16 protein-coding genes are annotated in these 18,660 nt (G+C 63.1%); 7 read left to right on the top strand and 9 right to left on the bottom strand.

Annotated elements, in window-relative coordinates; all coding sequences use genetic code 11:
• Nucleotides 1-51: 51 nt before the first annotated feature.
• From GCN74_RS29650 to GCN74_RS17545, 3 genes are all read right to left on the bottom strand, one after another.
• A complete protein-coding gene (locus GCN74_RS29650; RefSeq protein ID WP_193317138.1) occupies nucleotides 52-624 on the bottom strand; it encodes a hypothetical protein in 573 nt (190 codons plus the stop codon).
• Between the two features lie 199 nt (nucleotides 625-823).
• A complete protein-coding gene (locus GCN74_RS17550; RefSeq protein WP_226939097.1) occupies nucleotides 824-1,225 on the bottom strand; it encodes a DUF4440 domain-containing protein in 402 nt (133 codons plus the stop codon).
• Nucleotides 1,226-1,230: 5 nt separating this feature from the next.
• Nucleotides 1,231-1,443: a hypothetical protein gene (locus tag GCN74_RS17545; RefSeq protein ID WP_010399127.1), complete on the bottom strand. Its 213-nt coding sequence runs from the start codon at nucleotides 1,441-1,443 to the stop codon at nucleotides 1,231-1,233.
• A 269-nt stretch (nucleotides 1,444-1,712) separates the two neighbouring features.
• On the opposite strand from GCN74_RS17545, the gene GCN74_RS17540 reads away from it, so the two are divergent.
• A complete protein-coding gene (locus tag GCN74_RS17540; protein WP_152257868.1) occupies nucleotides 1,713-3,050 on the top strand; it encodes a polysaccharide deacetylase family protein in 1,338 nt (445 codons plus the stop codon).
• 30 nt (nucleotides 3,051-3,080) lie between these two features.
• On the opposite strand, the gene GCN74_RS17535 is transcribed toward GCN74_RS17540, so the two are convergent.
• Together GCN74_RS17535 and GCN74_RS17530 are read right to left on the bottom strand one after the other, a co-directional pair.
• Complete coding sequence (locus GCN74_RS17535; protein ID WP_193317137.1) at nucleotides 3,081-3,581, bottom strand: DUF2939 domain-containing protein; 501 nt, start codon at nucleotides 3,579-3,581, stop codon at nucleotides 3,081-3,083.
• A gap of 128 nt (nucleotides 3,582-3,709) precedes the next feature.
• Entirely contained in the window at nucleotides 3,710-4,156 is a 447-nt protein-coding gene (locus GCN74_RS17530; RefSeq protein WP_152257866.1) for a DUF2939 domain-containing protein, read from the bottom strand.
• A 112-nt stretch (nucleotides 4,157-4,268) separates the two neighbouring features.
• Here GCN74_RS17530 and GCN74_RS17525 point away from each other — a divergent pair, with 112 nt between their 5' ends.
• Both GCN74_RS17525 and GCN74_RS17520 read left to right on the top strand, forming a co-directional pair.
• Nucleotides 4,269-5,105: a hypothetical protein gene (locus tag GCN74_RS17525; protein WP_152257865.1), complete on the top strand. Its 837-nt coding sequence runs from the start codon at nucleotides 4,269-4,271 to the stop codon at nucleotides 5,103-5,105.
• A 14-nt stretch (nucleotides 5,106-5,119) separates the two neighbouring features.
• A complete protein-coding gene (locus tag GCN74_RS17520) occupies nucleotides 5,120-7,342 on the top strand; it encodes a penicillin acylase family protein (protein ID WP_152257864.1) in 2,223 nt (740 codons plus the stop codon).
• 78 nt (nucleotides 7,343-7,420) lie between these two features.
• Here the strand turns inward: GCN74_RS17520 and GCN74_RS17515 are convergent, their stop codons facing one another.
• Together GCN74_RS17515 and GCN74_RS17510 are read right to left on the bottom strand one after the other, a co-directional pair.
• Nucleotides 7,421-8,602 carry a trans-sulfuration enzyme family protein gene (locus tag GCN74_RS17515; protein WP_152257863.1) on the bottom strand — a complete coding sequence of 394 codons (1,182 nt, stop codon included), beginning with the start codon at nucleotides 8,600-8,602 and terminating at the stop codon, nucleotides 7,421-7,423.
• A complete protein-coding gene (locus tag GCN74_RS17510; protein WP_152257862.1) occupies nucleotides 8,599-9,978 on the bottom strand; it encodes a pyridoxal-phosphate dependent enzyme in 1,380 nt (459 codons plus the stop codon). Before GCN74_RS17510 ends, GCN74_RS17515 begins: the two co-directional genes overlap by 4 nt.
• A 311-nt stretch (nucleotides 9,979-10,289) precedes the next feature.
• Here GCN74_RS17510 and GCN74_RS17505 point away from each other — a divergent pair, with 311 nt between their 5' ends.
• On the top strand, nucleotides 10,290-10,838 hold the full coding sequence (locus GCN74_RS17505; RefSeq protein WP_099667472.1) for a thymidine kinase: 549 nt from the start codon (nucleotides 10,290-10,292) through the stop codon (nucleotides 10,836-10,838).
• Between the two features lie 2 nt (nucleotides 10,839-10,840).
• Here the strand turns inward: GCN74_RS17505 and GCN74_RS17500 are convergent, their stop codons facing one another.
• Together GCN74_RS17500 and GCN74_RS17495 are read right to left on the bottom strand one after the other, a co-directional pair.
• Nucleotides 10,841-11,113 carry a putative signal transducing protein gene (locus tag GCN74_RS17500; protein WP_152257861.1) on the bottom strand — a complete coding sequence of 91 codons (273 nt, stop codon included), beginning with the start codon at nucleotides 11,111-11,113 and terminating at the stop codon, nucleotides 10,841-10,843.
• A gap of 49 nt (nucleotides 11,114-11,162) precedes the next feature.
• Nucleotides 11,163-13,133: a Cache 3/Cache 2 fusion domain-containing protein gene (locus GCN74_RS17495; protein WP_193317136.1), complete on the bottom strand. Its 1,971-nt coding sequence runs from the start codon at nucleotides 13,131-13,133 to the stop codon at nucleotides 11,163-11,165.
• Between the two features lie 521 nt (nucleotides 13,134-13,654).
• Here GCN74_RS17495 and GCN74_RS17490 point away from each other — a divergent pair.
• The 3 genes from GCN74_RS17490 to GCN74_RS17480 form a co-directional block, all read left to right on the top strand.
• Nucleotides 13,655-15,922: a carboxy terminal-processing peptidase gene (locus tag GCN74_RS17490; RefSeq protein ID WP_152257860.1), complete on the top strand. Its 2,268-nt coding sequence runs from the start codon at nucleotides 13,655-13,657 to the stop codon at nucleotides 15,920-15,922.
• Between the two features lie 534 nt (nucleotides 15,923-16,456).
• Nucleotides 16,457-18,124, top strand: coding sequence for a ShlB/FhaC/HecB family hemolysin secretion/activation protein (locus GCN74_RS17485; protein WP_226939096.1), 1,668 nt, complete (start codon nucleotides 16,457-16,459; stop codon nucleotides 18,122-18,124).
• A 144-nt stretch (nucleotides 18,125-18,268) separates the two neighbouring features.
• Nucleotides 18,269-18,660 (top strand): ESPR-type extended signal peptide-containing protein (locus tag GCN74_RS17480; RefSeq protein WP_193317141.1); only part of this gene is annotated, 392 nt, incomplete at its 3' end.

The raw sequence follows: 18,660 nt of genomic DNA, 5'->3' as shown, positions 1-18,660 counted from the left end.
AATCATGCTAGCACGGAAAGTTTTGGTATTCATGCCATTTTCCAGCGGCGGCTATTCATATCTGTTTCGACTCAATACACGAATAAAATCGTATTTGTCGTCAATATCTGGCGGGTGCATAGTGGAGTGCCGGCAGGCTTGTGCGAGCGCAAAAGCGGCCGGGCGCGGCGACGGGGTTTCCTGCGGAAGCGCAAAAAACAGGGGCTGGTTTAGCCGTGCTGCCCGTCTGCTGGCAGTGGAAATACAACAGCTGCCGGGGATTTTTTGCGGCAGGGGATTGTTGTTGCCGCGCGACAGAGGCGGCGCCAGCGGTGATCCCCTGTGCCGGTTTGCTTGGAACTCTTCCCAATCGCCGGTCGTCACGGCTTCCGCTTGCACCGCACGGGGTTTTGCCGGCGCGGCCTGGCGCTTGGCGGTACTGCTGGCTGGCGCCGTTACCAGGCGCACCGGCTTGTGGCTGGGGCGCGTCGATGCTGCTGCCAGCGTGGGCGTCGCCACATGGCTGTCGTGCGTCTTGAAGATGCTTACGGTTTGCACCAAGTGGCTGGCCTGGTCGCGCAGGGATTCGGCGGCCGCCACCGCTTCTTCCACCAGCGAGGCGTTTTGTTGCGTGACGCTAGCCATCTCCAGAACACGGATTCGTGGTGTGAGGATCGCGCTACTTAACAAGCGATTTCAATAATTCATTTGTTTTATTTATTAAAATCATTGCCGCATAAAAAATTAGTAAATCGATGCGATTTTACGTGCCAAAAAATAACTTTTCGGCACGGAACGCTTGTTCCCACGCCGCTGGAGCGGGAACAAGCGCCTGGGTGGGGGATCAGGCGGGAATGGGCGTACCCTGGTGGAAAACCATTTGCCAGCGGCCATCGCGCCGCTTCCACAGCGAGCTGCGCAAGCTGGCGCTGGCGGCCAGGGCGGTGCTGGCGAGGCGCTGCGAGCGGTAGGTAACGAAGGCCACATCGTCGGACAGCAAGCGGGCTTGAAAATCGCTGATGCTGCGCGGGCAAAAATCTTCAGCCGGCAAGTCCGCCAGGGTCGCCGCGCGCGTCCAGAGATTGCCCGAGCTGCCAAATTCGACGAACTCGTCGGCCAGCAATGCTGCCAGCCTGGCGCTGTCGGCGCGCACCGCCTGGCTTTGCAGCGCCGCTTCCAGCGCCTGCAGATGCGCCGCCAGGTGTGCGTTGTCCTGCGTATTGTCCTGCGTCTCGTGCGTTGCCAAGGCCATCAAATGGGGAACGCGCCCGCGCCCGACACATTCAGGCAGGCTACCTTGTCGCTGGAAAAATACTTGATCTGTCCCAGGCCGATCGCATAGCAGCCGTCGCTGAGCGGGGAAATGGGGCCCGTGAGTTTTTCGCCGCTGATCAAGGTCACCACCCAGGGCGTGGTGGCCGGTTTGCCCGCGTGGGCCAGCGCGTGTTGTACCAGGTCTGACATGCTGCCTCCGATGAAAATCAAAGCCTGATGATAGCAGTGCCGCGCAGGCGCTTGGCGTTGGCGTGCGGGCCTGGCGTGCGGTCTGCGCCACGGATGGCGCGAAAAGTATGAACTATTGGCATTATTTATTTTCATATTGGCAATCAAATGATATAGTTGACAAGTACTCCCGGCCGAGAAATTTGCCAGAGGCGATGTTTATCGACCATCTTCTGCCGCGCTGTGTTTGTCCGTCGGGCGCCGCGCGCAGTACTTTTGAAAGCCGCACCATGACCAGTCCCTGCCACGACGCACCCCCGCGCTTTTCCATGCCCCCGCCGCCCGTCACCAATACGCCGCTGGAATTCATGCCCACGCACGACCTGTCCTTCTGGGACAGCGATGTGTCGCCGGGCTGCACGGTGTCGCTCGATGCCGCCATGTCGTTCAAGGATGGCTATCCCTCCTTGCGCGTGGATTTGCCCGCGGGCTTGCCTGCAGGCACCGTGGTGCGCGTGGGCACGTCGGGCGCGACGGGCAAAGGCCAGCCCCGCATTCCCTTCGGCTGGGACTTGCGGCGCTTTTCCTTTGCCTTGCGCTCCACCAATGCCGCCATCATGCAGATCGGCGGCATGATTTACCTGGGCGATAGCGAATGGAGCAATTACTGGTATGGCGCGCTGAATGCCTTGCATTACGGCGGCTCGGCCGGCGCGGACACGGTGATGTTCATCGACAATGAATGGTGGGTGCCCAAGCTGGACGCACCGCTCGATTGCGAAGGCGTGCCGACGGCGGCGACCCTGGCGCGCGGCAAGTTTACGGTGCAACTGTCCGCGGACACCACGCAGCCGGAAACGATCTGGCTGGGCATGTTTGCAGCCTTGCCCAAGCGTACCTTGCCCACCGTGATACTGTCGTTTGACGACGGCTTTGCCTCCTGGGATACGTATCTGATGGAGCGGTTGAAGTACTATGGGCTGCCCGCCTCGTTTGCCATCGTCACGTCCCTGCTGGGCCAGCCCGATTACATGTCGGCCGAGCGCATGAAAGTGCGCTTCGACGATCCGTCGCGCCTGTTCGACTTCATCCTGCACCAGAGCGTGCACGACAATGTCGTGGTGCAGGGTTCCGCCAATTATGTGACGGCGCTGCAGGTGGGCCGCGACCAGATGCGCGCGGCCGGCATCAGCGGCGATGGCCCATCGCACCATGCCTGGGTCGAATCGCTGTGGACCGATACGGCCATCGACGCCATGCGCAAGGCCGGTTTCCTGTCGGCCCGCGCTGCCGGCTACACGGCCGAGAGCGGCTTTGACCAGGTGTTTTTCACCGGCAAGGACAAGGCCGCGTTCATCCTGAATACGGCTTCCGTGAGCCTGACGAACGATGTCACGTTTGCGCAAGTGCAAACGGCCATCGAAGAGGCGGTGGACAATGACAGCTTTGTCTTTGTGAACGGCCACGATATCGTCAGGACGCCCGAGTCGACGTACCAGACTTCGTATGCCGTCATCGATGAATTGCTGGCGTGGCTGGCGGGGCAGGTGGCGGCCGGCACGCTGCAGGTGGTGTCGCATAGCCGCTGGTTTGCCGATACGACGGGCAGGGTGACGGACCGGCGCTGACCACCCCGGGAGCAGGGCTGCGCCGGCGCCTTAGGCGTCGGCCAGCAAGTTCTTCGGCAGTGCCACCGATACCAGTTTCCAGCGCCACAGGCCGTCGCGCGCCAGGGTCAGCTCGCCGATATGGCTTTTGCTGTGGGCGCGCTGCACCACGACGCTGTCCCACGAGGTGTAGCGCAGCTTGTAGTCGGGCTTGGTATTGCGCTTGCGACCGCTGATGTCGCTGACCTTGGCGATCGGATTTTCGTAGCGGTCATTGAGCTTCATCAGGGCGACGATGCCTTCGGGCATCAGCATGGTGTCGAGCAAGGGATCGATGACGTCGGGACTGATGTCGTCGGCCACTTCCGGTGCCGAAAACAGCGCATGCAATTGCTCCCCCAGGCTGCCGCGCAGCTGTGCCATGTCGATCTGCGCCGCCAGGGCCTGGGTATCCTCGTCCATGGTTGCCGTGCGGATCTTGTTCATGGTGAAATACGGGCTGGCATAGAAAGCGCCGGCCAGCGCGACCAGTGCCACTACAGCGAGCAGCATCATTCTTTTCATTGTGCAATCTCTCGGATGCCTGGCGACCCGGTGCGCCTGAAGTGTTGGCATTCTACATAATATTTCCAAAAATCAATATAGATGTTTAGGTAAGTGTTGTTTTAGATCAAGTTTCTTTAAAGTAATTCCGGCGGCAAGGTGATGTCCGTCAATTTCCAGTCCCAGATGCCGTGGCGGTGCAGCAAAAACCGGCTGGCGGCGGGGCCGGCGCCGGTGCGCTGCAGCACCACTTCGTTCCACGAGCGGTACGCCATGCCGAAGTCGTGGCGCTTGCCGTCCGCTCCCTGTTTGCCGTGCAGGATCAGTACCGTGAGGCCGGGTGGCGAAACGATGGTGTCGAGCATTTCCTGGAACTCTGCCTCGCTGGCCGTTTCGCCCGCCGCCCGCAGCTGGCGCGCCACGCTGGCCCGCACGGCGGGCAGGTCGGCCTGCTGCGCCAGGTTTTCCAGGCGCACGGATTTCGCCGCAATGCTGATGCGGTACATGGCGATGTAGGGGCTGACCCAGGTGAAGCCGATGGCGGCGACGGCAAAAATGAGCGCGGTGGCGTACTTTCTTTTCATGGTCTGTGTTCTGGAATGAGCTGTGCCGCCGTGATTTTACCCGGCCAGGGCCTGTGGATGGTGTAGCATTCGTGCCGGCGCGGACCATCGCGCCGCAATATTGAGGACAACCATGAATATCACTATCAATCAGGTGCTGCAGTCGTATATCGACCCGCTCACCGCCAGCGAATATGCGGCGCTCGAACGCAGCCTGCTGGCCGAAGGCTGCCGCGACGCCCTGGTGCTGTGGAACGACGTGCTGATCGACGGGCATAACCGCTACGCCATCTGCCGCCAGCACGGCATCGAATTCAAGACCATCCAGAACACCAGCTTTACCTCGCTCGACGACGTCATGCTGTGGATGATCGACAATCACCTGGCGCGCCGCAGCGTGTCGGACTTCCAGCGCGGCGTGCTGGCCTTGCGCAAGAAGGAAATCGTCGCCGCGCGCAGCCCGGCGCCCGTCAGCGCCCAGGATGCGCCCGAAGGCGAAAACGCGCCGAAGCCGCCCATGAGCACGCGCGAAGAAGTGGCCAAGGCGGCGCGCCTGAGCAGCAACCAGATCAGCCAGATCGAGAAGATCCAGAAAGCGGCGTCGCCGGAACTGGTGGAAGCGGTCCGCTCGGGTACGATCTCCATCAATGCGGCAGCCACGGTGGCGTCGCTGCCGCCGGAAGAACAGGTGGCGGCCGTCGCCGGCGGCAAGAAGTTATTACGCCAGGCGGCCAAGGAAATCCGCGAACAGCGCGCCGCCACGCGCACGCCGCGCGAGCCGAAAGTCCACGTGTCGCAGGATACGCCGGAGACGGGCAACGAGCCGTGGGCCGAGAACGCGGCCCAGGCGCCGTCCGAAGCGGAACGTCTGCGCGGCGAAATCGCCGGCCTGAAACAGCGGGTGGCGCAGCTGCAGGCGGAAAATACCGAGTTGAACCAGCGTATCGCCGCCTTGATTGACGCATCCTGATCCGGAGTTCGTACATGTTACGTTGCAGTGCCCTGTTTGCCTCCGCCGCCGTCGCCAGTATTCCCGCGCTGGCCGCGCCCGCCGCTTCCAGCGCCCTTGCTGCCGCCGACATGGCCCGCTGGCAGGCGCAGGCCGCCAATGTCAGCATCGCGCGCGACACCTGGGGCATCCCCCATGTGACGGGCAAGAGCGATGCCGATGCCGTGTTTGGCCTGATGTATGCGCAGGCCGAGGACGATTTCCCGAGGGTCGAACTCAATTACATCAACGCCATGGGGCGCCTGGCGGAAGTGGAGGGCGAACGGGAGCTGTACCGCGACCTGCGCATGAAGCTCTTCATCGATCCGCAGGAGCTGCAAGCGCAGTACCGCGCCAGCCCGCCGTGGCTGCGCAAGTTGATGGATGCGTTTGCCGATGGGCTGAACTTCTACCTGGCCACGCACCCGCAGGCGAAGCCGCGGCTGATCGCCCATTTCGAGCCGTGGATGGCCTTGAGCTTCAGCGAAGGCAGCATCGGCGGCGACATCGAATCGGTCAGCCTGGCGCAGCTCGAGGCGTTTTACGGCCAGCAGGCCAGTCCTGCCGCCGTGGCGCTGGCCAGCGCGGAAACCGGGTTGGCGTCGGGCCTGGACCCTGAGCCGAGCGGCTCGAACGGCTTCGCCATCGCGCCCGCCATCACCAAAAATGGCCACGCGCTGCTGATGATCAACCCGCACACCTCGTTCTACTTCCGTCCCGAAGTGCACATGAGCAGCAGCGAAGGCTTGAACGCGTATGGTGCCGTCACCTGGGGCCAGTTCTTCGTCTACCAGGGTTTCAATGAGCGCCTCGGCTGGATGCATACCTCGGGCGGCGGCGACGTCATCGACGAATACCTGGAAAGCATCGTCGACAAGGACGGCGCCTGGTTCTACCGCTATGACGGCGGCTTGCGCCCCTTGAAAGCCGTGCCCATCACCTTGCCATATAAACTGGCCGATGGCGCCATGGGGTCGAAAACCGTCACCGTCTATTACAGCCACCACGGTCCCATCGTGCGCGCGCAGGACGGCAAATGGGTGGCCGTGCGGCTGATGAACGAGCCCTTGAAGGCGCTCACGCAATCGTACTCGCGCACCAAGGCGCGCGACTATGCGGCGTTCTACAAGACGATGGAACTGCGCACGAATTCGTCGAACAACACGGTGTATGCGGATGCGGATGGCAACATCGCCTATTTTCACGGCAATTTCATCCCCGTGCGCGACCCGCGCTTCAACTGGAAGCAGCCCGTCGACGGCAGCGACCCGGCCACCGAGTGGCAGGGACTGCACACGGTGGCGCAAACCATCACCCTGTTCAATCCGAAGAATGGCTGGATACAGAACACGAACAACTGGCCGTATTCGGCGGCCGGCGCCAACAGCCCGCGCCAGAGCGACTATCCCGCCTACATGTCCGTGTATGGCGAAAACGCGCGCGGCCTGCACGCCGTCAAGGTCTTCCGGAACAAGAGCGGATTTACCCTGGACAGCCTGATCGCCGCTTCCTACGACAGCGAACTGACGGCCTTTGAATCCCTGCTGCCGCCGCTGTTCGCTGCATACGATGCGCTACCGGCCGGCGGCGCGCAACAGCTGGCGCTGGCCGGCAAGATCGCGCTGCTGCGGGCCTGGGACTGGCGCTATGCGCTCGATTCCACGGCCACCTCGCTGGCCGTGTTCTGGGGCCAGGAGCTGGCCGAACTGACGGGCAAGCAGGCGAGGGAACTGGGCGTGCCCGTGGTCGACTTCATGGCCACGGACAAGGTCGGCGCGGCGCAGCGGCTGGAAGCCCTGGCCAGTGCCGCGGCCAAGCTGCAGCGCGATTTCGGCAACTGGCAAACCCCGTGGGGCGAGATCAACCGCTTTCAGCGCCTGACGGGCGACATCGTGCAGCCGTTCGACGATGCGCAAGCCAGCCTGCCCGTGCCGTATGCGTCGGGCAACTGGGGCGCGCTGGCCGCGTACGGCCAGAGCAGCAAGAGCACCACGCGCAGGATCTACGGCGAACGTGGCAACAGCTTTGTGGCGGCCGTGGAATTCGGCCCCCGCATCAAGGCGAAAAGCATTCTCGCCGGCGGCCAGAGCGGCGACCCGCGCTCCCCGCATTTCAGGGACCAGGCGGCCATGTATGCGCGCGGCGAGTTCAAGGAGGTGCTGTTCTATCCCGAGGACCTGGCCCGGCACCTGGAACGCAGGTACCGGCCGGGGGAATAAGGAAACCCGCAGCAAGAGCCGGGGGCGTACCCTCAGGGTACGACCCCGGTCGTTCTGGTCTTGGGGTGATTTGAAATATCAGATCGCGTCCAGCGCCGTGCGCAGGTCGTGGCGCAGATCCTCGATATCCTCGATGCCCACGGACAGGCGGATCAAGCCGTCGCCGATGCCCAGCCTTGCCCGCTGTTCCGCCGGGATGCTGGCATGCGTCATCAGGGCCGGGTGCTCGATCAGGCTTTCCACGCCGCCCAGGCTTTCGGCCAGGGCGAACACTTCGCAGCGCTCGAGGAAGCGGCGCGCGCCCGCCAGGTCCGTATCGAGGTCGACGGAGATGATGCCGCCGAAGCCGTCCATCTGGCGCTGCGCCAGCGCATGCTGCGGGTGCGATGCCAGGCCCGGATAGAACACCTTGCGCACTTCCTTTTGCTGCTCCAGCCACTGCGCCAGCGCCAGGGCGCTTTCGCAATGGCGCTGCATGCGGATGGCCAGGGTCTTCACGCCGCGCAGGGCCAGGAAGCTGTCGAACGGCCCCGCAATCGCGCCCACGGAGTTTTGCAAAAAGCCCAGCTGCTCGCGCCATTCCGCCTGGCGTTCTTCCGCGCCCGCGATGGCGATGCCGCCGATGATGTCCGAATGGCCGTTCAGATACTTGGTGGTCGAATGCACGACGATGTCGAAGCCGTGTTCCAGGGGGCGCTGCACCAGCGGACTGGCAAACGTGTTGTCGGCCACGGCGATGATGCCCCGCTCGCGGCAGATGTCGGCAATCGCCCGCAGGTCCGCCAGTTTCAGCATGGGGTTGGTGGGCGTTTCCACCCACACCATTTTCGTTTCCGGGCGCAGCGCGGCCAGCAGGTTTTCGGGATTGGTCAGGTCCACGTACGTGAACTGGTGGCCGGCCGAGCGGCGGCGCACGCGCTCAAACAAACGGTAGGTGCCGCCGTACATGTCGTCGCCGGCCACGATATGGCTGCCGGCGGCCAGCAATTCCAGCACGGACGAGATGGCGGCCAGGCCCGAGGCGAACGCGAACGCGGCGCTGCCGCCTTCCAGGTCGGCCACGCAGCGTTCGAGTGCCCAGCGCGTGGGATTGTGCGAGCGGCCATAATCGAGTCCCTTGTGCACGCCGGGACTGTCCTGCACGAAGGTGGAGGTGGCGTAAATGGGCGGCATGATGGCGCCCGTCGACGGGTCGGGCGACTGGCCGGCGTGGATGACGCGGGTGGCGAGGCGGCTCTTGCGGGGTGTTTGCTGGCTCAAGATAGTGTCCTGCGTAAGTGGTTGAGAAGGTCGAAGCGGGTGATCAGGCCATAGAAGGCGCTATCGTCGGCGACGACGGCCGTCAGGCCCCGGTCCAGGGTGGCGCGCAGGGCGGGCAAGCCGCTTGACGGCGCCAGCGTTTCGATCTGTGTCGTCATGGTGGCGCCCACCAGCGACGCGAAATGGGCGGCGTCGCCGGAGACGTGCAGCAGCAGGTCCGATTCGTCGAGGATGCCCACCAGCTGGCCGCCATCGATGACGGGCAGCTGCGCCAGGTCGCTGGCGCGCATGCGGTTGAAGGCGGTGAGCAGGGTGTCGCCCGGCGCCACGCTGACCACGTCGCCCTCGTCGTAGCGGCGGCCGATCAGGTCGCGCAAGTCGCCGGACGGCGCGCGCTGCAATAAACCCTGGTCGCGCATCCAGCCATCGTTGTAGACCTTCGACAGGTAGCGCGTGCCCGTGTCGCACACGAAGGTGACGACGCGCTTCGGGGTCGTCTGTTCGCGGCAGTACTTGAGGGCGGCGGCCAGCAGGGTGCCCGTGGACGAGCCGCCCAGGATGCCTTCGGCCAGCAGCAGGGCGCGCGCGGAATCAAAGCTTTCCTGGTCGCTGATGGTGTAGGCGCGGCGCACGCTGTCCATGTCGGCGATGGAGGGAATGAAGTCTTCGCCGATGCCTTCCACGGCCCACGAACCGCTGGTGTCCGAGACCTTGCCCGATTCGATGTATTCGGTGAGGATGGAGCCTTGCGGGTCGGCCAGCACGAATTCCAGCTTCGGCTGCACCTTGCGGAAGTAGCGCGTCAGGCCCGTCAGGGTGCCGGACGAGCCCACGCCGACGACGATGGCGTCCACGTCATGCCCGCTTTGCTCCCAGATTTCGGGAGCCGTCGTCGTTTCGTGGGCCAGCGGATTGGCGGGATTGTTGAACTGGTCGGCAAAGAAGGCGCCCGGCAGTTCGCGCGCCAGGCGCGCCGCGTAATCCTGGTAGTACTCGGGATGACCCTTGCCCACGTCCGAGCGCGTGGTGTGCACTTCCGCGCCCAGGGCTTTCAGGTGCAGCACTTTTTCCGTCGACATCTTGTCGGGCACCACCAGGATCACGCGGTAGCCCTTGATGCGGCCAACGAGGGCCAGGCCGATGCCCGTATTGCCGGCCGTGGCTTCGATGATGGTGCCGCCCGGCTGCAAACGGCCGTCGGCTTCGGCCGCTTCGATGATGGACAGGCCGATGCGGTCCTTGATGGAACCGCCGGGATTCTGCGATTCCAGTTTCAGGAACAGCCGGCACAGGCCCGTGTCGAGCCTGGTCACTTCGACCAGCGGGGTATTGCCGATCAGCTTGTATAGCGCCGGCGGCGAGGGTGGGGTTGGCATTCGGTCATTCATGGTGGCTCCTGTCAGCGAAACAGCCGCTCCGGATTGTGTCCCGAGCCGCTTTCCGTGCAAAAGGGCGGAGTGTAGGCTTGCGGACATGGCCTGCGAACGAATGTTTTAATGCTTGCATATGCGGCTTTCGCATATGCCCGGGAATGTGAACCATCGCAGTATGCACCGTTTTCAGGCGCCTTGCCTCGGCAATGGCGCCCGTATTAAGCTGCCGCAAGCCCGCCATTGCGATTTATAATCACGCCTCGAAAAGGTGCTAAACAGTATCCTGAAAATCCAGACGAACAGGACAGGCGGCAGTGGCAAAACTTTATTTCCGGTATTCCGCAATGAACGCGGGCAAGTCGACGGCCTTGTTGCAGGTCGCGCACAACTATGAAGAGCAGGGCCAGCAGGTGCGCCTGTACACGGCGGCCATCGACAGCCGCTACGGCGTGGGCAGGGTCACTTCGCGCCTGGGGCCGCAGCGCCAGGTCGATATCTTCCATGCCGACACAAATTTCCTGGACGCTATTCCCCAGGTGGCTTGTTTGCTGGTGGACGAAGCGCAGTTTCTCAGCACGGCACAAGTGCAGCAGCTGCACCAGCTGGCGCAAGTGAAGGGCGTGCCCGTCATCTGCTACGGCTTGCGCACGGATTTCAAGGGCGAGCCGTTCCCCGGCTCGGCCTATCTGCTGGCGCTGGCCGACGATATCGAGGAATTGAAGAATATCTGTACTTGCGGCAAGAAGGCCACGATGAACATCCGCGTGGACGAGCAGGGCCGCCGCATCAAGGAAGGTGAGCAGATCAGTATTGGCGGCAACGAGAGTTACCGCCAGGCGTGCGGGCGCTGCTTCTACGCCTGAGCCTACTCGGCCGCCGGCGCGCCCACGTCGGCATCATCGGCCAGCGCCAGGTCGCCCCGTTCGAAGGCGGCGAGGATTTCATTGGCACGCGGTAAGTCTTTCTCCCGCACCATGACGCGCGCGCCGCCGATGGCGGGTGCCAGCAGCAAATTGGCCTGCATGTGCTGGTCATCCGTGAGGATGACGTCGATACCGGCCGCTGCCAGGCAGCCGCGGATGACGTGCGCATCCGTGGGTATCATCAGCCGGGCTATCAAAACATAGTCGTTGTGCATCGGGTCTCCTGGCGCTGTGGTCTGCGCCATCTTAGCATCCCGCCGCCGCTTACAGCTTGAATACACCCACCACCTGGTTCAGCTCTTGCGCCTGCTCCTGCAGGGCGTCGGCGGCCGCGGCCGCTTCTTCCACCAGGGCCGCGTTCTGCTGGGTCACCTGGTCCATCTGGGCGATGGCCTGGTTGACTTGCTCGATGCCGCTGCGCTGCTCTTCGCTGGCTTGTGCGATCTCGGCCATGATGCTGCTCACTTGCTGCACGCTGGACACCACGATATCCATGGTGGCGCTGGCCTGGCTCACTTGCGCGTGGCCCAGGTCCACCGTGCCGGCCGATGCCTGGATCAGATTCTTGATGTCTTTCGCCGCGGCCGTCGAGCGCTGCGCCAGGGTGCGCACCTCGGTGGCGACGACGGCAAAGCCCCGTCCCTGCTCGCCGGCGCGCGCCGCTTCCACGGCCGCGTTCAAGGCCAGGATATTCGTCTGGAAGGCGATGCCGTCGATCACGCCGATGATGTCGGCGATCTTGCCCGACGAGCTGCGGATGGCGTCCATGGTGCTGGCCACCTGCGCCACGGCCGCGCCGCCTTCGGCCGCCAGGCCGGACGAGGCGTGCGCCAGGCGGCTTGCCTGCTGCGCGTGCTCCACGTTCTGCCTGACGGTCGAGCTCAATTCTTCCATCGAGGCGGCCGTCTCCTCCAGCGAACTGGCTTGCTGTTCCGTGCGGCTCGACAGATCCAGGTTGCCGCTGGCAATCTCACCGGACGCCGTGGCGATCTGCCCGGCGCTGCCGCGCACGTTGCTGACCACTTGCGACAGGTTGTCGCTGATGCGGTTCATGGCGCGCAGCAGGCGGCCGATCTCGTCGTGGCTGTTCGTATCCAGGTGCACGGTCAGGTCGCCGGCGGCAATTTGCGCGGCGGCCGTTTCGGCCGCGGCCAGCGGGCGCGACACGAGCGCGCGCACCAGCCAGTACAGCAGCAGGGTGAAGACGAGCAGGGCGACGAAGCCGGAAATGGCCAGCTGGTTGCGCAGCTGGCGCGCTTCCACGGTGATCTCGTCCGTGAAGGTGCCGCCCGCGATGATCCATTGCCAATCCTTGAATTGACGGTAGTACAGCTGCTTTTCGCGCGCGAGGGCAGCCGTTTCGCCGGGCGCCATCCACGTGTAGCGCATGGCGCCGTCCTTTTGCGCCAGCATCTCCTGGATGAAGGGGCGGCCGTCGCTGGCCTTGAAGTCGAGCGCGCTCTTGCCTTCGCTGTTCGGGTGCAGCACCATGTGGCCGTAATTGGCGCCGGGCGCCGTGTCGAGGATATAGATGTAGCCCGTCTGGCCGATCTTGACCTGGCGGATCTTGTCTTTCAGCATGGTCAGATTCTTGCTGATATCGAGGCCGATGAACAGCACGCCCACCACCTTGCCGCCCGCATCGCGCACGGGGTCGTACTGGGTGATGTATTGCTTGCCGAACAAGGTGGCCATGCCGACGAAGCGCTGGCCCGCGCGCAGCGGCGCGTAGCTGGGGTGGTTGTGATCGAGCTGGGTGCCGACGGCCCGTTCGCCATCCTGCTTCTTCAGCGAGGTGCTGATACGCACGAATTCATCGCCGTTGGCGGCAAAGATGGTGGCGATCACGCCCGTCTGCGCCGTGTAGCGGTCGACCAGGGCCGTGTCGAGGTTGAGCACCTTGCCGCCGTTGGCCAGGGCGGGCGTGGCCTTGCCGGCCACGGCCACCATGGTGCCCGTGTCGACCGTGAACGGGCCGGGAAATTCGGCCGCGAACAGGCGGGCAAAGCTGGCCGCCTCGTTGACCATGGCCGTATGGAATACTTCCGTGGTCGTCATGACGCTATTGAGTTCGCTGGTGACGGCCGCTTCGGCGCGCTGTTCCAGCACGCGGGACGTGTTGATACTCATCAGTGCAGTCAGGCTGGCCAGGATCAGGCTGACCAGCGCAAACGTGAAGACGGTAATCTTGCCGCCGACACTACAGTGGCGGAGGGAGAAGGAAATTGTAGGCATAGTGTGAGTCTGGCAAATGGTAATCAGCTCGGCCATTCCTGGTCATGACATGACACGCGGGGAGGGGATCTGGTGGGGAATGCGCTTGAAACGGAGGCGTGCGGGCGTGGGAGCCGCGCACAGGCAAGCTGGATTTCAGGGCGCGATGATAGCATGTCGCTTGCGTTTTGTTACTAAGTGTTTCCCACAAGAATCATTTTTTTTCGCATAAAAACATCACCTGGATCAAGCATTGCAAAAATGACCCATTGACTTTTCGGATTTGCATGGATGTATTGCGATTTGTGAAGGCTGGCGGCGATGCATATCCTCACGAATGTTTCACTTTGTAATGAATGAGACGCCGCCTTTAATCCGCGTTTAAGCTTCCGGGAAGAAACTGATATTCCATGGGAGACTGCCAGGCCGTATCCTGTAGAATAATATGCAGACCAGTCGTGTATTCCCCTTACTGTCTTGCTGGCTGGCGCATGAGCAGCTGCGCCGCCTGGAATTGATTTAACTAATTTTCGGAGAAGCCGATGAAGAAGCAAATGATGCTGGTCACCCTGGTGCTTGCACTGTCAGCCCACGCTGGCGCAGCCCAGACGGACAAGAGCGCCGCTCCTCCGCCCCCCATGAAGCCGCTGGCCCAGCAAACGCAGGCCGCCTTGTGGGCATCGCGCGTCTTGACGCGCGTCCATTACAAGGCCATGCCGCTCGACGACGCCATGTCGGAGAAAATCTTCGACCGTTATTTCAAGTCCCTGGACGCGGAAAAACTGTTCTTCGTGCAGGCCGACATCGACCGTTTCGCGCCGCTGCGCACCAAGCTCGATGACGCCATCATCAATGAAGACCTGACGGCGCCGTTTGCCATCTACAACCTGTACCAGCAGCGTTTCGACGAGCGCATGGCGTATGCGCGTGAGCTGCTGAAAACCAAGTTCGACTTCACGGCCGACGAGAGCTACCAGATCGACCGCGAAAAGGCCGCCTGGCCGAAGAACGACGAGGAAGTGCGCGACCTGTGGCGCAAGCGCGTCAAGAACGACTGGCTGCGCCTGAAACTGGCGGGCAAGGAAGACAAGGCCATCCGCGAGACCCTGGACAAGCGCTATGAAGGCTACACGACCCGTTCGCGCAAGCTCAACAGCGAAGACGTGTTCCAGATCTTCATGAACGCCTACGCCATGTCGATCGAACCGCACACCAATTACCTGGGCCCCCGCGCCTCGGATAACTTCGACATCGCCATGCGCTTGTCGCTCGAGGGCATCGGCGCCGTGCTGCAGACGCGCGACGAATACACGGTGGTGCGCGAAGTGGTGCCGGGCAGCCCGGCCGGCTTGTCGGGCAAGCTGAAAGTGGGCGACCGCATCGTCGGCGTGGGGCAGGGCGAAAGCGGCCCCATCACCGAAGTGCTGGGCATGCGCATCGACGACGTGGTGCAGCTGATCCGCGGCGCCAAGGATTCCACCGTGCGCCTCGACATCCTGCCGGCCGATGCCGGCCCCGACGCCAAGCACGTGATCGTGCCGCTGGTGCGCAAGAAAATCAGCATGGAAGAGCAGGCGGCGAAGAAATCCGTCATCGAAGTGCGCGACAACGGCGTCAAGCGCCGCATCGGCGTCATTTCCCTGCCGACCTTCTACCAGGACTTCGAAGCGCGCCGCCGCGGCGACAAGGACTTCAAGAGCGCCACGCGCGACGTCAGCCGCTTGCTGGGCGAGTTGAAGAAGGACAAGGTCGACAACGTCCTCATCGACTTGCGCAACAACGGCGGCGGTTCGCTGAACGAAGCCGTCGAACTGACGGGCCTGTTCATCGACAAGGGCCCTGTCGTGATGCAGCGCAATGCCGAAGGCAAGGTCGACGTGGAAAGCGACACGAACGCGGGCCTGGCCTGGGACGGCCCGATGGGCGTGCTGATCAACCGCGGCTCCGCCTCCGCTTCCGAGATTTTCGCCGCCGCCGTGCAGGATTACGGCCGTGGCGTGATCATCGGCGAAGGCAGCTTCGGCAAGGGCACGGTGCAGACCCTGTTCAACCTCGACCGTTTCGGCGGCAGCGAGAAAGCCCGTTTCGGCGAGCTGAAAATGACCATCGCCCAGTTCTTCCGCATCAATGGCGGCACCACGCAGCTGCGCGGCGTCACGCCCGACATCAAGCTGCCAGCCATGTCGGACACGGAAAACTTCGGCGAATCGAGCTATGACAATGCCTTGCCATGGGTGGCCATCAAGCCGGCGCAATACATGCCGACGGGCGACCTGAAGGAGATCGTGCCGCTGCTGGACAAGAAGCATGAAGCGCGCGTGGCCAAGGACAAGGATTTCCAGTACTTGCTCGATGACATAGCCCTGGTCGTCAAGCAGCGCAAGGAAAACCAGATATCGCTCAATGAAACCGTGCGCCGCAAGGAACGCGATGCCCAGGAAGCGCGCGCCAAGGCCCGTGAAAAACGCCTGATCGCGCAGATTTCGAATCCGTCCGACGACCTGGTGGTGATTCCCGATCCGAAAGATGTGCTGAAAGGCGCGAAAGCGGCCAGCAAGACGGCCAAGCAGATCGCCGCCGTGAAGGGCGCCTTGCGCACCGACGACGGCTTGCAGGGCGACGAGCGGGCCCTGAGCGCGGAACTGGACGCCGAAACGGCCGCCAAGAGCGCCAAGGACGTGCTGCTGAACGAAGCGGCGCGCATCCTGGCCGACGAAGTGGCGCTGATCAAGGCCGATACCCGCATGGCGTCCAAGGTCTTGCCATATGGCGCGGATACCAAGGCAACGCCGGTGACGGCAGCGAAGTAAACGTGCTTGTACCGTAAAAAACCGGTTCCTCGCGGAACCGGTTTTTTTTCGCCCCGTCAGTTATCTGTTTTGTGTATCTCTATCATTTCAACAATCAATTGGATTGATATGCCGCGATGCAGCATAATTCATCCGTCTCCTCTATTCTCCTCCAAGAAAATAGATTCAGCCCGCTCCCGTAGCGGGCTTTTTTTTGCCTTGTGTTTTGCGTGGCGCCCGCCGCGTTCTTTCAAAGCCATCCCTCCGCCCTCCTCACGCCGCCGCAAGCGTTTAATCCCGACTGGATTTGTCGGGAATCGCTCAGATTTGCTCCGTTATAAATTTCCCATTCTTGTTACATTCCCACAAAGAAATTTTATTTGGCTTTCCGTAATGGCAGCGCGGGTCCAGCGCGGCAGCAAAGTGCCTTATCCGCCACGCAGTGCAGCGTCCCATGGCAGCCTGCGACTGAGGCATGGCGGCCGCTGCCGGCACCGCATGCTTTTTTCTTTATTCATGTTCGTCATGCCGACAGCGGCGACCGAGAGGCTTATCTTGCGTTGTAAACTATTTCCCCTGACCCTGCTGCCCTTGCTGGCGCTGATACAGACCGCCTGGGCCGTCGATCCTCCCGGTGCCGGCAGCCAGCTGCAGCAGATTCCCGCCGCACCGCCGTTGCCGAAAGCGCCGCCCGCCATCCGTGTCCAGCAGGGCAATGTGCCCGCCACCACGGTGGGCGACACCACGCGCATCACGGTGCAGCGCCTGCAGATCACGGCACCGCCAGTCTTCGCCGAGAGCGAACTGCTGGCCGCCTCGGGATTTGCTCCCGGCAGCGAACTGACCCTGGGCGAGCTGCGCGCCATGGCGTCCAAGATTGCCAGCTATTACCAGAACCGCGGCTATTTCCTCGCGCAGGCCTATTTGCCCGCGCAAGATATCCAGGATGGCGTCGTCACGATCAGCGTCTTGCCAGGCCAGTATGGCCGGGTACAACTGCGCAACCAGAGCAATCTGTCCGACGGCCTGGCCGGCACCGTGCTGGCGGGCCTGGACGGGCAGGTGATCGCCACGGCGCCGCTGGAACGCCGCTTGCTGCTGCTGTCGGACTTGCCGGGCGTGCAGGTCAGCTCCACGCTGGCGCCGGGGGCGTCCTTGGGCGCGTCCGACCTGATCGTCGACGTGCAGCCGGGATCGCGGTTCAGCGGCAGCATCGACCTGGACAACCAGGGCAACCGCTACACGGGCCGCAACCGCATCGGCGCCACCCTGAACATCAACGAACTGGCCGGCATCGGCGACGTGGCCACCGTGCGCGCGTTCACCTCGGCCGACGGCTTGAACTATGGCCGCCTGGCCTACCAGGGGCAGGCCGGCTTGCTGCGCCTGGGCGGCGCCTACACGTATATGGACTACAAGCTGGGCAAGGAATTCGCCGTGCTCGACGCCAAGGGTACGGCGAAGATCGCCAGCGCCTACGGCAGTTATCCGCTGGTCCGCTCGCGCAGCAACAACCTGTATGCGCAAGTGAGCTATGACGACAAGACCTTCCAGGACCGCACGGAATCGACGGGCAGCGTCAACGACAAGAAGGCCAGGGTGTGGATGCTGAACCTGAATGGCGACAGCAAGGATGGCTGGGGCGGCGGTGGCGCCAGCACGTATTCCGTCACGTACACCACGGGCAAGATCGATATCGGGACACCGGTAGCGCTGCTGATCGACCAGTTGACGGTGAAGAGCAACGGCCACTTCAACAAGCTGGCCTTCAATGGCGCGCGCGTGCAAAGCCTGGGCGGCGAGACGAGCCTGTTCGGCACTATCAGCGGCCAGGCCGCGTCGAAAAACCTCGATGTGTCGGAAAAGATGGGCATCGGCGGCGTGGGCGGCGTGCGCGCCTATCCGGGCGGCGAGGCGTATGGCGACCAGGGTTATGTGCTGAATGTGGAACTGCGCCAGAACGTGACGGCGTTCACGGCCTTTCCCGGCCAGTTGCAGGTGCTGGCGTTTGCCGACACGGGCACCGTCAAGCTGAACCGCGATGCCTGGAGCGCCGGCGACAACCGCCGCACCCTGAGCGGCGCCGGCGTGGGCGCGACGTGGACGGGCGCCAACGCGCTCGTGCTGAAGGCGTATTACGCGCACAAGCTGGGCAATGCCAAGGCGACCTCGGCACCGGATGCGGCGGGCCGCTTCTGGCTGCAAGCCGTCAAGTACTTTTAAAAACCTGCTGCGCGTCGCGATTTGCAGCTGGCGATGCTCACTGTGCGTGCGCACAGCTGCGCTTCTCAGCCGCAACTCACATCCGCTCGCTACGGTTTTTTAGATATTGAAAATAAATTAAATCAAGATTACCAGGACACAGCCATGAACCGCATCTACCGCTCCATCTGGAACCAGGCCACCGGCGCTTACGCCGCCGTTTCCGAAAACGTCAAATCCGCCGGCAAGCGCTCGATGCCGGGCAGCAGCGGGGGCGGCGCGCATTTCGCCCTGACCAGCATGGCGGCGGCGCTGATGCTCGGGTATGGCTCCCTGGCCCTGGCGGGGCCGGCGGGCGGCACGGTGGTGGCGGGGCAGGCGTCGATCAACGGTGCGCCGGGCAATACCGTGATCCAGCAGGGCAGCCAACACGCCGTCATCAACTGGGCCAGTTTTAATATCGGCAAGGGCGAATCGGTGCAGTTCCAGCAGCCCAACAGCAACGCGGTGGCCCTGAACCGCGTGCTGGGCAATGACGGCACGACCATCCTGGGCAA

The organism is Janthinobacterium sp. FT14W (assembly GCF_009208755.1).
In the GTDB taxonomy this organism is placed as follows: Bacteria; Pseudomonadota; Gammaproteobacteria; order Burkholderiales; family Burkholderiaceae_D; genus Janthinobacterium; species Janthinobacterium violaceinigrum.
Note: the sequence above shows the minus strand (reverse complement) of the source record. Positions and strands in the feature narration are given on the sequence as shown.